Origin of the sequence: Subsaxibacter sp. CAU 1640 (assembly GCF_023156585.1) — a bacterium.
In the GTDB taxonomy this organism is placed as follows: Bacteria; Bacteroidota; Bacteroidia; order Flavobacteriales; family Flavobacteriaceae; genus JBPOFM01.
Genome location: NZ_JALNMI010000001.1, coordinates 509734 through 524073 on the forward strand (window position 1 = coordinate 509734; position 14340 = coordinate 524073).

At 37.3% G+C, this 14340-nt stretch carries 11 protein-coding genes; 8 read left to right on the forward strand and 3 right to left on the reverse strand.

Annotated features, from left to right (window positions below; all coding sequences use genetic code 11):
• Window positions 1-31: 31 nt before the first annotated feature.
• The 7 genes from M0G43_RS02190 (at window position 32) to M0G43_RS02220 (ending at window position 11092) form a co-directional block, all read left to right on the forward strand.
• Complete coding sequence (locus M0G43_RS02190) at window positions 32-1798, forward strand: T9SS type A sorting domain-containing protein (protein ID WP_248023180.1); 1767 nt, start codon at window positions 32-34, stop codon at window positions 1796-1798.
• Window positions 1799-1916: 118 nt separating this feature from the next.
• Window positions 1917-4760 (forward strand): VPS10 domain-containing protein, encoded by a 2844-nt coding sequence (locus M0G43_RS02195; RefSeq protein WP_248023181.1) that lies wholly within the window; start codon window positions 1917-1919, stop codon window positions 4758-4760.
• A gap of 44 nt (window positions 4761-4804) precedes the next feature.
• Window positions 4805-5677, forward strand: coding sequence for a hypothetical protein (locus M0G43_RS02200; RefSeq protein WP_248023184.1), 873 nt, complete (start codon window positions 4805-4807; stop codon window positions 5675-5677).
• 110 nt (window positions 5678-5787) lie between these two features.
• Complete coding sequence (locus tag M0G43_RS02205) at window positions 5788-6462, forward strand: succinate dehydrogenase cytochrome b subunit (RefSeq protein ID WP_248023186.1); 675 nt, start codon at window positions 5788-5790, stop codon at window positions 6460-6462.
• A 13-nt stretch (window positions 6463-6475) separates the two neighbouring features.
• Entirely contained in the window at window positions 6476-8488 is a 2013-nt protein-coding gene (locus M0G43_RS02210) for a fumarate reductase/succinate dehydrogenase flavoprotein subunit (RefSeq protein ID WP_248023190.1), read from the forward strand.
• Between the two features lie 13 nt (window positions 8489-8501).
• Entirely contained in the window at window positions 8502-9248 is a 747-nt protein-coding gene (locus M0G43_RS02215; RefSeq protein ID WP_248023191.1) for a succinate dehydrogenase/fumarate reductase iron-sulfur subunit, read from the forward strand.
• A gap of 74 nt (window positions 9249-9322) precedes the next feature.
• Entirely contained in the window at window positions 9323-11092 is a 1770-nt protein-coding gene (locus M0G43_RS02220) for a MutS-related protein (RefSeq protein ID WP_248023193.1), read from the forward strand.
• 55 nt (window positions 11093-11147) lie between these two features.
• On the opposite strand, the gene rpmA is transcribed toward M0G43_RS02220, so the two are convergent.
• The 3 genes from rpmA to M0G43_RS02235 all read right to left on the reverse strand — a co-directional run bounded on the left by rpmA (window position 11148) and on the right by M0G43_RS02235 (window position 12879).
• Window positions 11148-11408: a 50S ribosomal protein L27 gene (rpmA, locus tag M0G43_RS02225; protein ID WP_248023194.1), complete on the reverse strand. Its 261-nt coding sequence runs from the start codon at window positions 11406-11408 to the stop codon at window positions 11148-11150.
• A 20-nt stretch (window positions 11409-11428) separates the two neighbouring features.
• Window positions 11429-12181 (reverse strand): 50S ribosomal protein L21, encoded by a 753-nt coding sequence (gene rplU / locus M0G43_RS02230; protein ID WP_248023195.1) that lies wholly within the window; start codon window positions 12179-12181, stop codon window positions 11429-11431.
• A gap of 152 nt (window positions 12182-12333) precedes the next feature.
• Window positions 12334-12879 carry a DUF4199 domain-containing protein gene (locus tag M0G43_RS02235; RefSeq protein WP_317231407.1) on the reverse strand — a complete coding sequence of 182 codons (546 nt, stop codon included), beginning with the start codon at window positions 12877-12879 and terminating at the stop codon, window positions 12334-12336.
• Window positions 12880-13016: 137 nt separating this feature from the next.
• Between M0G43_RS02235 and M0G43_RS02240 the strand changes: the two genes are divergently transcribed.
• A complete protein-coding gene (locus tag M0G43_RS02240) occupies window positions 13017-14336 on the forward strand; it encodes a M16 family metallopeptidase (RefSeq protein ID WP_248023196.1) in 1320 nt (439 codons plus the stop codon).
• The last annotated feature ends 4 nt before the right edge of the window (window positions 14337-14340 follow it).

Here is a 14340-nt window from a genome sequence, read left to right on the forward strand (position 1 = left end):
CAACCTCAAAAAATTGAATAAAACATACAAAATGCGAAAGATTACATTTAAAAAGAAATTATTTACAACCCTTTGCTCATTGTTTGTTGGTCTTATCTTCTGCTCTGCCCAAGAAATGATGTATGAGATCCCGTTGAGCAATCAAGTTTCTAATTCTAACCAAATTGTCGAAGGTAAAGTTATCTCAAAAAACTCGTTTTGGGATCTTAATCACCAAAATATTTACACTGTGAATATCGTGGAAGTATATAAAGTGTTTAAAGGCCAAGCCCTTACAACACTCCAAATTATTACAGAAGGAGGTGTGGTTGATATGACTGCCCAAATAACCACTTTAAGTTTGGAACTGGCAGTTGGAGACATAGGAGTTTTTATGCTTCATGATTCCAATGTTCGTTTTTATGATGACATCACATTTTCAAATAAATTTGAATCTTACAGTGCCATTCAAGGATTCTACAAATATGATCTACAAGAAAATCGCGTTTCGAATCCCTATTTAAGTGTTGATGGTATCGGTGATAATTTCTATCCAAAGGTGACAAGTCAAACCCAATCGGATTTTATTGTAATGAGTTCATTCGATATTGATAACCATATTAGGAATCACTCATTTAATCGATTGGGTGGTTTGGTCATTACAGATTTCAGTCCAAGTTCGATAACTGGAGGGACCAGATCAATTTTGACAATTAATGGAGCTGGTTTTGGAGCCACTATGGGTAATGTATTGTTTAGAGATGCCAACAGTGGAGGATCAACATATTTTACGTCATTAGACTCTCAAATAATTAGTTGGTCCGACACCCAAATACTGGTTGAAGTGCCTAGCAGAGCTGGCACGGGCACTTTTAGAGTAGTCAATTCCGGCGGAGGATTTAATAACTCTGGCAACCCTGTTGTAATTCCTTATTCTGAAATAAACGTGACAACTTCAAGTGATATCGCATATCCAACACAACATGTTGACGACAATGGAAACGGCGGCTATACTTGGTCAATGAATGTAACCTTTTTTCTGAACAATGATGCCAATCAATCTTTTACTAGAGCTTTTGATACTTGGCGATGTGAAACTGGCATTAATTGGGATCTAGACCCTTCTTTTACAACTATCAACACTATTGCATTGGACAACACAAATATCATTCGATTTGATAATTCTACTGAACTCCCTGCTGGGGTTTTAGGAAGAAACACCTCATATTTTAGCGGATGTTCTGGCGGAACCGAATGGTATATTTCAGAACTTGATATTGTTTTTGATAGTGGCACCAATTGGCAATATGGACCTGGAGCTCCAACTTCATCACAGATCGATTTTGAAACCGTGGCAGTGCATGAATTAGGCCATGGACATCAATTAGCTCATGTAATTGACCCCAACGCTATTATGCATTACGCTGTAGGAAGCGGCGTGAGCAATAGAGTGTTATCTACAAATGATATCTTGGGGGGTAACGATGTACAAGACAGAAGCACAACGACTCCAGTTTGTTTTAGAGGCCTTATGACGGATCATAGTTGTTCATTAGGAATTAATGAATCAGAGCTTCAAAACCTTGTATCGATTTATCCAAACCCTGCTAAAAATGAAATTTTCATCAGAAATGATTATCATGTCTCAATAGACAAAATTGAAATGTATGATATAACGGGGAGAGTTGTGAAAGTTTCGAGATTAGAAAACTCAAACAGCCTTCACTCGTTAAATGTCAGTGAATTATCAAATGGTGTTTATTTGGTAAACATTGATATCGAAGGAAAAGTACTAACAAAGAAAATAGTAATTGAATAATTACTTCTGAAAATAAAAAAGAGCGCCAAACAGCGCTCTTTTTTTGTTTAGAACTTTATTCAAAATTTTGTTTGCACCTGCATAATTGCTAATTTTCAGAATGTAAAAAACCATGCTCATGAAGATTTCAAAATTAATAGTTTTTACTTTTTTGGTCCTATCATTCTATTGCTACTCGCAACAACCACCAACACCAGCTTCAACCGTTGAAAATTCTTTAAAACAGAAGCAGACAATGACTCAAAACTCTCTCGTTAAAAATGTGGAGTTCAAAAATATTGGCCCAACTGTAATGAGTGGTCGTGTGACTGATTTGGCTGTCAATCCTGAAAATCCCACGGAATTTTATGTGGCCTATGCATCTGGTGGTTTGTGGCATACAACAAACAATGGTACATCCTTTACTCCAATACTCGACAATTCAGATACACAGAATATTGGAGACATTGCCGTCGACTGGAAAAACAAAACCATTTGGGTTGGAACTGGAGAAAATAATTCATCCCGTTCTAGCTATGCCGGCATTGGAATCTTGAAATCTTCAGACAATGGCAAAACTTGGGAAAATGTAGGGCTTACTGATTCCCACCATATTGGTCGTATTCTTATAAACCCTAATAATCCAGATGAAGTCGTAGTAGGTGTCACTGGACATTTATATTCGCCTAACAATCAACGTGGAATTTATAAAACCGTAGATGGTGGAAAAACTTGGATCCAAACGCTGTTTGCCGACACGATGAGTGGCATTATTGACCTTCAACATTCTCCAGACAATTTTAGCATCATGTTTGCCTCCTCATGGACAAAAGATAGAAAGGCGTGGAATTTTGATGGAAATGGAGACAATTCAGCCATCTACAAAAGCTTTGATGCTGGACAAACCTGGACCAAGGTCTCAACTGAAAAGAGTGGTTTTCCAACAGGAAATGGCGTTGGGAGAATCGGTTTGGCAATTTATGATGATGAGACTATCTATGCTATTCATGATAACCAATTTAGAAGACCAGAAGAACAAAAAAAGAGTGATTCAAATGTTTTGACAAAAGATGATTTCAAAACAATGTCTATGGAAACTTTTTTGAAATTGGATGATAAAAGATTGAATGATTTTTTAAAAACGAATGATTTTCAGGAAAAATATCGTGCTGATAACGTCAAACAAATGGTGAGAAGTGGAAATGTAAAGCCAGTAGATTTAGCAAAATATCTTGAAGATGCCAATTCGATGTTGTTTGACACTCCAGTGATAGGCGCGGAAGTTTACAAGAGTATTGACGGCGGAACTACTTGGAAGAAAACCCATGACGGTTATTTGGATGGCTTATATTACAGTTATGGTTACTATTTTGGACATATTTATGTCTCTCCTAAAAACGCGGAGCATATTTATGTGTATGGTGTGCCTATTTTAAAGTCAAAAGATGGCGGTAAAACGTTTTCCTCTATGGATGCCGACAATGTTCATGCCGATCATCATACCCTATGGATAAATCCTGAAAACCCAAATCATTTAATCAATGGAAATGATGGTGGTGTGAATATCACATATGATGATGGTGAACATTGGATCAAAAACAATTCGCCTTCTGTTGGACAATTTTATGCTATTAATGTTGACAATGAAAAGCCTTATAACGTCTACGGAGGACTTCAAGACAATGGGGTTTGGGTTGGTCCTCATAATGCTTCGGAAGATGTTGGTTGGCATCAAAGCGGTCAATATCCATGGGAAGCGATTATGGGTGGTGATGGTATGCAGGTTCAGATAGACAGTCGAAATTCAAACATAGTTTACACAGGGTTTCAGTTTGGTAATTACTTCAGGATCAATCGTGAAACCGACGAAACTACTTATATTCAACCGAAGCACGAATTAGGTGAAAATCCATATCGATTCAATTGGCAAACACCTATTCTGTTATCACCTCATAATCAGGATATTTTATATTTAGGTGGAAATAAATTAATGCGTTCTATGAACCAAGGAACCGATTTTACAGCCATTAGCGATGATTTAACTAATGGCGGGAAAAAAGGAAATGTAGCCTATGGCACGCTCACGACCATTAGCGAATCACCTTTTCAATTCGGATTGATTTATACTGGAAGTGATGATGGACTGATTTATGTTACAAAAGATGCTGGAGGCGCTTGGAAAAATGTTTCATCAACTTTACCAAAAGATCTATGGGTGAGCAGAGTGATTGCGTCCAAACATAAAAAAGAAAGAGTCTATGCTGCACTCAATGGATACCGATGGGATGATTTTTCGGTGTATTTATATGCAAGTGAAGATTATGGACAAACCTGGAAAAGCATAGCAAGTGGTATTCCCACTTCACCTGTAAACGTCATTAAAGAAGATCCAAAAAATGAGAACTTATTGTTTGTTGGCACAGACAATGGTGCTTATGTGTCGTTCGATAGAGGAGCGTCTTGGGAGGTATTCAGCAAAGGACTTCCGAATGTGGCCTTCCATGATATCGTCATTCAGCCGGAAGCCAATGATCTACTTTTGGGAACACATGGCAGAAGCATCTATAAAACCAATATCGAAAATTTGCAAAAAATGACTTCAGAAGTGATGAAGTCTGCAATTACGTTGTTTCCTGTGGAAAGTGTACGTTTTTCAAATCGTTGGGGCAGTTCTTTCAATTCTTGGTCAGAGGTCTATACACCATCTGTTTCAATTCAATATTATTCGAATGGTTCAGGTCAAAAGACTATCAAAATTCTTTCAGAAAAGAATACGCTTCTCAACGAGTTAAAAGTTGAGGCCGACAAAGGTTTTAACACCTCATCTTACGATTTGTCAATAACCGAATCAGGAAAAAAAGCGCTTGAAAAAGAAAACACTAGCGTCGAAATCAACAAATCGGGTAATGGATTGTACTATTTGCCAAAAGGTGTCTACACTATTCAAATTGATGACCAAAAAACAAAACTTGAGATAAAATAATAATTTTCGGTTTTCGAAGTTATACTGTTAAACTCCAAATCATTATGAAACCTTTAAAACTATCTTTCGTCGTTGTTGCTCTCTTATTGTTTTCATGCTCAAGCGATGATAACAACAATCCTCCTACTGAATCACCACAACTGATTATCAAATTAAAGTTTAATCCTAATCAGGCCAGACTCAACAACCTTGGCCAACCTTCGACCATTCCATCAAGTAACGCTGCTCAATCACCTACTGTAAGGCAGATGAGTGCCAATTATATTGAGTTTGCGCCAAGTGCTACAACGTTGTTGGGTGAAGGGGAAATTATCTTTTCAGGGGATGAAACCACTGCGGGCGGTGGCAATGCTATCAATTTTCAAAACGCAATGTTTGCTGGTAACAATGAAACTTTTTTAACCATTCCGTTAAGTGAGGTTGCCAATGGCAACTATGAATGGGTCCGAGTGTCCTTGGCTTATCAAGAAGGTGATATAAATTTTAAAGCTACAGATGGCAATTCGTATACTGGCACATTGGCTAGTTTTGTTGGTTATAACACTTACATTACTTCTTTTGATTTGAATGGAAGCGCGATTGAGGTGAATGCAAACAGGCTCCAAGGATTCTGGGCGTTTGAAGCCCTTGGTTTCACAGCGCAAGGCCAAGCTCCCGCAGGTGCTACTACAGTTCCAAATCCATTGTTCAATTCATCTCCCATACCTCAAGGTTCTTGTGTTGTAACGGGACAATTTGAAAACGGATTGACAATTACCGGCAATGAAACTCAAGATGTGGTCGTAACACTTTCATTTTCAATAAACGATAGTTTTGAATGGACGGAAGTAAATTTTGACGGGCAGTATGAACCTGGAGCTGGAGAGCAAGTGGTCGATATGGGACTTCGAGGTCTGATTCCTTTAGTGGGAAATTAATACATTGTTTATGTAAATTAAAATCATTCTAAATATTCATTATTGAAGCTATTTTTTGGCTTTCAAATGTTTGAGGTGTATCTTTGTGAGATATAAATTAACTTCAACAGATGAGCGGAATTTTTAATTCTTCGATTGGAAGAAAGTTTGCCATGGCACTTTCGGCATTCTTCCTAATGATTTTCTTATTACAACATTTTGCAATCAACATCCTTTCTGTGTTTAGTGAAGAGGCGTTTAATAGTGCCTCCCACTTTATGGGTACATTTTGGGTTGTGCAATATATTTTTCAGCCCGTACTTATTTTTGGTGTGATTTTTCATTTCATAATGGGGTTTGTACTTGAAATTCGCAATCGAAATGCCAGAAAAATCAGTTATGTCAAAAACAATGGTGGCGCCAACTCCACATGGATGAGCCGAAATATGATTTGGAGCGGTCTCACCATACTGGCTTTTTTGGTGCTCCATTTTATTGATTTTTGGATTCCAGAAATTAGCACAAAATATTTTCAAGGGGATATGACAGGTTTATTACCAGATGGTAATTTTCGTTATTACGAAGAATTACATCATAAATTTGAAAATCCATTAAGGGTTGCGGCATACTGCCTAGCTTTTGTATTTCTATCCCTGCACTTGCTACACGGTTTTAACTCGGCATTTCAATCAGTTGGAGCCAATAATAAGTATACAAAAGGATTAAAAGGATTTGGTAAAGCTTATGCCATCCTGATACCATTAGGATTTGTTTTCATAGCACTTTATCACCATTTCAACCATTAAAATCACATCTAAAATGGCTTTAGATTCTAAAATACCTTCCGGTCCTATTGCAGACAAATGGACCAATTATAAAAACCACATAGACCTCGTTAACCCAGCAAACAAGCGATTGATTGACGTCATTGTTGTAGGAACTGGTTTGGCAGGAGGTTCTGCTGCTGCAACTTTGGCAGAGTTGGGTTATAACGTAAAAGCATTTTGTTTTCAGGATTCGCCACGTCGTGCGCACTCAATCGCTGCTCAAGGTGGTATAAATGCTGCAAAAAATTATCAAGGCGATGGAGATTCCATCTATCGTTTGTTTTATGATACTGTAAAAGGTGGCGATTACCGTTCACGTGAGGCCAATGTCTATCGTTTGGCAGAAGTGTCAGGTAACATTATTGATCAATGTGTAATGCAAGGTGTTCCTTTTGCTCGTGAATATGGAGGTTTGTTGGACAACCGTTCGTTTGGTGGTGTTTTGGTTTCCAGAACATTCTATGCTGCAGGACAAACTGGACAGCAATTGTTGCTGGGTGCTTATTCTGCAATGAACCGTCAAATTGGTCGCGGTAAAATCAAAATGTACAACCGACACGAAATGTTGGATGTTGTAGTAGTTGGAGGAAAAGCGCGCGGCATCATTACACGAAATCTTATCACTGGCGAAATTGAGCGTCATTCGGCACATGCCGTAGTGCTTGGAACTGGTGGTTATGGTAACGTTTTCTTTTTGTCTACCAATGCTATGGGAAGTAACGTAACAGCTGCTTGGAAAGCCCACAAACGTGGTGCTTACTTTGCAAATCCTTGCTATACGCAAATTCACCCAACTTGTATTCCTGTTTCTGGCGACCATCAATCAAAATTAACATTGATGTCAGAGTCACTTCGTAATGACGGACGTATTTGGGTACCGAAGAAAATGGAAGATGTTGAAGCCATTCGTGAGGGAAAACTAAAACCTACACAAATCGCTGAAGAAGATAGAGATTACTATTTAGAGCGACGTTATCCAGCTTTTGGTAACCTTGTGCCTCGTGACGTGGCATCTCGTGCGGCCAAAGAACGTTGCGATGCTGGTTACGGTGTTAACAAAACTGGTGAAGCGGTTTATCTAGATTTCGCTTCAGCCATCGAGCGCTACGGAAAAGTTCAGGCTACCATTAAGCATTTGGACGTAAACGATAAAGCTTTGGTTAAAAAATTAGGTCAAGAAGTCATCAAGGAAAAATACGGAAACCTTTTCCAGATGTATGAAAAAATTGTAGACCAAGACCCATATGAAACGCCAATGATGATTTATCCTGCGGTACACTACACAATGGGTGGTGTTTGGGTAGATTATAATTTAATGACAACCGTTCCTGGTTTGTATTGCATAGGAGAAGCCAACTTCTCTGACCACGGAGCCAACCGTCTGGGTGCTTCAGCTCTGATGCAAGGTTTGGCTGATGGATACTTTGTATTGCCTTACACTATTGGTGACTATCTATCAAAAGATATTAGAACTGGTAAAATTCCAACGGATTCTCCGGAATTTGATGAGGCAGAGAACAATGTGAGAGAACGCATCAACCGTTTCATCAATAATAACGGAACACATTCTGTAGATTATTTCCATAAGAAATTAGGAAAAATTATGTGGAACAAAGTTGGAATGTCTCGAAATACACAAGGTTTGAAAGAAGCCATTTCTGAAATTAAAGCCTTGCGCGAAGAGTTCTGGAAAGATGTGAAAGTTCCAGGAACCAATGAAGAGTTCAATGAAGAATTGGCAAAAGCCGGAAGAGTGGCTGATTTTCTGGAATTGGGCGAATTGTTTGCAAAAGATGCTTTACATAGAGAAGAATCTTGCGGAGGACACTTTAGAGAAGAATCCGTTGAAGAAGACGGCCCTCAAAAAGGTGAAGCAAAACGAGATGATGAAAATTTCGCTTATGTGGCTGCTTGGGAATACAAAGGCGAACCAAGTGATGCTGTTCTTCATAAAGAAGAATTGGAATTTAAAGATATTGAGTTGAAACAAAGAAGTTATAAATAAGAATAGGAAAGCTATGAATTTAACGTTAAAAATATGGCGCCAAAAAAACGCCAACGATAAAGGAAAACTTGTTGATTACAAGATTAGCGACGTTTCTCCTGATATGTCTTTCCTTGAAATGCTAGACGTTTTAAACGAAGATTTAATCAACAAAGGTGAAGACCCTGTAGCCTTTGACCACGACTGTCGCGAAGGTATTTGTGGTATGTGTTCTTTATATATCAATGGTGAAGCACACGGACCTGATAGAGGCGTAACCACTTGCCAATTGCATATGCGAATGTTCAAGGATGGTGATACCATTTTTATAGAACCATTTAGGGCAACTGCATTCCCTGTCATTAAGGATTTGGTGGTCGATAGAAGTTCCTTCGACCGTATTCAACACGCTGGTGGATTTATTTCAGTAAATACTTCTGGACGTCCAGTTGATGCCAATAATATTCCAGTCAATAAACACGATGCTGACGAAGCATTTGAAGCAGCAACGTGTATTGGTTGTGGCGCTTGCGTGGCAAGCTGTAAAAACTCTTCAGCGATGTTATTTGTTGGTGCTAAAGTTTCACAATTTGCGCTCTTGCCACAAGGTAAAGTTGAAGCTACAGAACGCGTCTTGAATATGGTAAAACAAATGGACGAAGAAGGTTTTGGTAACTGTACAAATACTGGTGCCTGCGAGGTGGAATGTCCTAAAGGTATTTCCCTTGAAAATATCGCTCGAATGAACAGAGAATATTTGGCAGCAAGTTTAAAAGGCTAAAATCCTCTAATAAAATCTTAAATCCCAAGTGAACGCTTGGGATTTTTTGTTTCTTTATATTTCAAATTTAAACGATGGATACACCATTCTCATTTTATAAACAGAATCAAGAAAAATACAAATCTGAAGCCGAAAAACTCTCAAAGCAGATGACGATGTTGAGCTCTTTGCGTCTCCTCATTTTTTTGCTCACGGCTTTAGGAATTTATTTTTTCATAAACCATTGGCTCGCCCCAACAATTATTGGAATCATAGGTGCAGGTATTTTCATTTATTTATTGTCTCGATATTCAGATGTCAAAAGTGAAAAACAGCTGAAATCAGCTTTAGAAAACATTAATAAAACAGAGTTAGAAATTCTTAACGGACATTATTACTCCAGACCAAAAGGTTTGGAATTTCAAGACCCAAACCATTTTTATGCTTTGGATATTGATTTATTCGGAAGAGGTTCATTCTTTCAATTTATCAACAGAACGTCTATAAATGAAGGAACCGCCTTGTTGGCAGAAGCATTGAAAGCGAACGACACCAACGATGTTGAGTTACGCCAAAAAGCCATTAAGGAGTTGGCGTCAAAACCAGACTGGCGACAATTATATTCAGCAAATGCCAGTTTGATTGAAGTTGACACTCCTGCTATACAAATCATCGGCTGGCTAAAAAACCACAAATCATTTTTACCCAGAAACATTCAGTGGCTACCTATTGCCTTTTCTATAGGTACGTTCGCAGTTTTTGCGCTCTTTATTTTTAAGGTGATTGATATCGAATTTGTGGGTTATTGGTTGCTTTTGGGGCTAATGATTACTGGTCGCTATCTAAAAAAAATCAATGTTTTATCGTCGAATACTCAAAAAGTTAAGGATACCTTCAAACAATATGCTTTACTATTGAATCAAATTGAAAATGAAACATTCCATTCCGAATTGTTACTTAAAAAACAAGATTTCATTCGAAACGAAACTGAAAAAGCATCTGACATATTTAAAAAGCTTTCCAAATACTTGGATGCTTTAGACAATAGGAACAATATGATTTCCGCAATTTTCGGCAATGGCTACTTTTTGGTTGACTTGAAAAACAGTTATAAAATCGAACGTTGGATTGCGACATATAAAGACAAAATTAATGACTGGTTTGAAGTGGTTTCCTTCTTTGATGCCTACAACAGTTTTGGCAACTATGCATTCAATCATCCAAATTATGTGTATCCAAAAATCACCGATTCACTTAATGTCATCAATGCTGAACAATTGGGACATCCTTTGTTGAAAGAAGAAAAACGAATCGACAATGATTTACTTATAGAGAATGAGCAATTTTTCATCATCACAGGAGCGAATATGGCTGGAAAAAGTACATTTTTAAGAACCGTTTCAATACATATCGTGATGGCAAATGTTGGATTGCCTGTTTGTGCGGCTTCAAGCAATTATCATCCCGTAAAGCTCATAACGAGTATGCGCACAAGCGATTCTTTAACTGATGAGAGTTCGTATTTCTTTTCGGAATTAACACGTTTAAAGTTTATTGTAGACGCCATTCAAGAAGAGTCCTATTTTATTGTCTTGGATGAAATCTTAAAAGGAACCAATAGCACAGACAAAGCGATTGGCTCTAAAAAGTTTGTTGAAAAGCTGGTCGCCTTAAAAGCTACAGGAATCATTGCAACGCACGATTTGAGCTTATGTGAGATTGAAAATGAGTTGCAAGAAGTTAAAAACTATTATTTCGATGCAGAAATCATCAATGATGAACTTCATTTTGACTACCAATTCAAGAAAGGTGTTTGCAGCAATATGAATGCAAGCTTTTTGTTGAAGAAGATGGATATTGTGTAATAAAAAACCCTCTCTATTTAGAAAGGGTTTTTAAACTTTTAAAGAAAGTCTCTAATTAAGCCTCAAACGGCTCCACTGACACATAAGACTTGTTGTCTTTTTTCTTTTCAAATTTTACGATGCCGTCAACCTGGGCATGTAATGTATGGTCTTTTGAAGAATATACATTTTCACCTGGATGGTGTGTATTACCTCTTTGTCTTACGATGATGTTTCCAGCCACAGCAGCTTGACCACCAAAAATCTTTACGCCAAGACGTTTTGATTCTGATTCTCTACCGTTTTTAGAACTACCAACTCCTTTTTTATGAGCCATTGTCTTAAGGTTTTATATTGTTATTTTTTATCTTTCAACAAAGCTTTCGCTTGTTTCACCCACTCTTCAGCTTCGATTTTCTCACGTGTGATACCGTCAATAGCAGAAAGTTCATCTCTATCAGCTGCTTTAAGTTTGCTGATTTGTTCGTATGTATAAATACCTACTTCGTTCAATTTTTTCTCGTAAGCAGGGCCAATTCCGTTGATTTCTTTCAAATCATCAGCTTCAGCTTTAGTTGCAGTACCAATGCTATGAAGAATTTTATCGATGTTGATTTCGATGTGTGCATCTTCTGCGCGGTGCTCTGCACGAGTGATTAGGTTTTCACTTACCTCAACCTCTTCTTTTTTAGATTTAGTTGCAGGTTTCGCTTCAGCTTTTTTGGTTTCTTTTGCTGGAGCAGCTTTTTCAGCTTTAGCTGGTTTCGCTTTTTCTGTTTTTTCAGCTTTTGTTGCTCCTGAAGCTACAATGCTTTCAATTACGATTTCAGTAAGAGCTTGACGGTGTCCGTTTTTTATACGGTAACCTTTACGTCTTTTCTTTTTGAAAACGATCACTTTATCACCTTTAAGGTGACTTAAGACTTTTGCTCCTACTTGAGCTCCGTCTATAGCTGGGGCGCCTAAAGTAATATTCTTGCCATCACCAATCAAAAGAACGTTATCGAAAGAAACTTTCTTACCTTCTTCTGTTGCTAAACGGTGAACAAACACTTTCTGGTCTTTTTCAACTTTGAATTGTTGCCCTGCTATCTCTACAATTGCGTACATAGCGTAACGTTTAAGTTTAAATTAATTATTATAAAATGGGTGCAAATATACACCTAAATTATTAATCTACAAACGTTTTTTGTCGGCACCGGTCAATTTAAATAAGGTCGAGGTGAGTTTTATTAAAATAAATGTTATTAAAGCAGAACAAATCAACTGGCGAGATCATCTTCTCTATTATGCTCTAACAGATTTTCTTGTTGACCAACATTATGGCTCTTTTTGAAAAGTTGCATACACGTGAGAGTGATAACCACACTCGTAGCGAATCCCATTATTGCGACCACAAAAGATATAATACCAATACTATCATCGTATTCTCTGTCTACAGTCTCAAGAAGTGCTGGCAGAAAATCTTTATCTAACTCTGTAGCATAAAATGCGAAAAAAATGGTAAATATCAATGTGGAAATAAAGCCTGTCAAAATTCCAACTGTAAAACCTTTTGAGTAATCAAATTCATTTCCTTGTTCCAACTTATATGATTTTATGGCTGCGTAAATTCCAAATGCTGAAATTGCAGCATTTACAAAACTGAAAACAGGATTTGTATGCAAACCCATTAAAGCAAGTAATAGGAAATATGCGATCAAACAACCGCTCAATGCCAAAGCATATCGTATAGGAAGAATCATTTTTTTCATGGCATAATTTTTAGATGGTTTTCCATAAAGTTCGTAAAAAATTAATGATTCCAACAAATTTTAATACTCTTTTCACAATTAAAACCTAAAAATCTATCTTATGATTTTATACTTTTGTGCGAATAATGTAACATTCTAGTCTAATCATAGACTTACATTACATACAAACTAATATTTAAAACAAACTCACAATGAAAAAAGGCTTATTTTCTTTAGCTTCTTTGATGCTTTTTGGTTTTATGACCAATGCTCAAAAAGTTGAATTCGAAGAGTATGATCTTGACAACGGTATGCATGTCATTTTGCATCAGGACAATACCGCTCCAGTAGTGATCACTTCAGTAATGTACCATGTAGGTGCTAAAGATGAAAACCCTGAAAGAACTGGTTTTGCCCATTTTTTTGAACATCTTTTATTCGAAGGAACCGAAAACATTAAACGTGGTGAATGGTTCAACATAGTATCTTCAAATGGCGGCAGTAACAATGCCAACACAACAGATGACAGAACTTATTACTATGAAGTGTTCCCTTCCAATGCAGTGGAATTGGGACTATGGATGGAATCGGAACGATTGATGCATCCCATCATCAACCAAATAGGTGTGGATACTCAAAATGAGGTGGTAAAAGAAGAAAAAAGATTAAGAGTTGACAATCAGCCTTACGGAAATCTTTTGGCTGAAATTAAAAAGAATTTGTTCTTCAAACACCCTTATCGTTGGGCTACGATTGGCTCTATGGATCATTTAGATGCTGCTACTCTTGAAGAGTTCCAGGCATTTAACAAAAAATTCTATGTGCCTAACAATGCGGTTTTAGTCGTTGCAGGAGACATCAATAAATCTGAAGTCAAAAAAATGATTAAAGATTATTTTGGTCCAATTCCTAGAGGTGCTGAAGTAGGGAGAGATCTTGAGCGCGAAGAACCTATCACTGAGACTTTGAAAGCCACAGCTTATGATCCCAATATTCAAATTCCTGCAATTATCGCAGCCTACAGAACCCCTTCTCAAAAAAGTAGAGATTCATATATTTTGAATATGATCTCTAGCTATTTAAGTGGTGGAAAAAGCTCTGTACTTTACAAGAAATTAGTTGATGAGAAAAAAATGGCACTTGCAGTACAAGCCGTAAACATCAGCCAAGAGGATTATGGTACCTACGCTCTATTTGCGCTTCCTTTGGGAGATGTTAAGTTAGAAACATTGTTGTCTGAAATGGATGAAGAGGTTGTAAAAATACAAACAGAATTAATTTCCGAAAGAGATTATCAAAAACTTCAAAATCAATTTGAGAACCAATTTGTGAATTCAAATTCCAGCATTGCAGGTATTGCCGGCTCTCTGGCAACTTATTATATGCTTTATGATGATGTGAACCTCATCAATAATGAAATAGACATTTATCGTTCTATTACTAGAGAAGAAATTCAAGCGGCTGCAAAAAAATACTTAAATCCGAACCAGCGCTTGGTTTTGGAATACTTACCAAAAAAGGATGATAAATAATAAA

Coding starts and splice junctions, on each gene's coding strand:
- M0G43_RS02240 (WP_248023196.1), top strand. CDS start 13,017: ATGAAAAAAGGCTTATTTTCTTTAGCTTCTTTGATGCTTTTTGGTTTT.
- M0G43_RS02210 (WP_248023190.1), top strand. CDS start 6,476: ATGGCTTTAGATTCTAAAATACCTTCCGGTCCTATTGCAGACAAATGG.
- M0G43_RS02190 (WP_248023180.1), top strand. CDS start 32: ATGCGAAAGATTACATTTAAAAAGAAATTATTTACAACCCTTTGCTCA.
- M0G43_RS02195 (WP_248023181.1), top strand. CDS start 1,917: ATGAAGATTTCAAAATTAATAGTTTTTACTTTTTTGGTCCTATCATTC.
- M0G43_RS02205 (WP_248023186.1), top strand. CDS start 5,788: ATGAGCGGAATTTTTAATTCTTCGATTGGAAGAAAGTTTGCCATGGCA.
- M0G43_RS02215 (WP_248023191.1), top strand. CDS start 8,502: ATGAATTTAACGTTAAAAATATGGCGCCAAAAAAACGCCAACGATAAA.
- M0G43_RS02220 (WP_248023193.1), top strand. CDS start 9,323: ATGGATACACCATTCTCATTTTATAAACAGAATCAAGAAAAATACAAA.
- rplU (WP_248023195.1), bottom strand. CDS start 12,181: ATGTACGCAATTGTAGAGATAGCAGGGCAACAATTCAAAGTTGAAAAA.
- M0G43_RS02200 (WP_248023184.1), top strand. CDS start 4,805: ATGAAACCTTTAAAACTATCTTTCGTCGTTGTTGCTCTCTTATTGTTT.
- rpmA (WP_248023194.1), bottom strand. CDS start 11,408: ATGGCTCATAAAAAAGGAGTTGGTAGTTCTAAAAACGGTAGAGAATCA.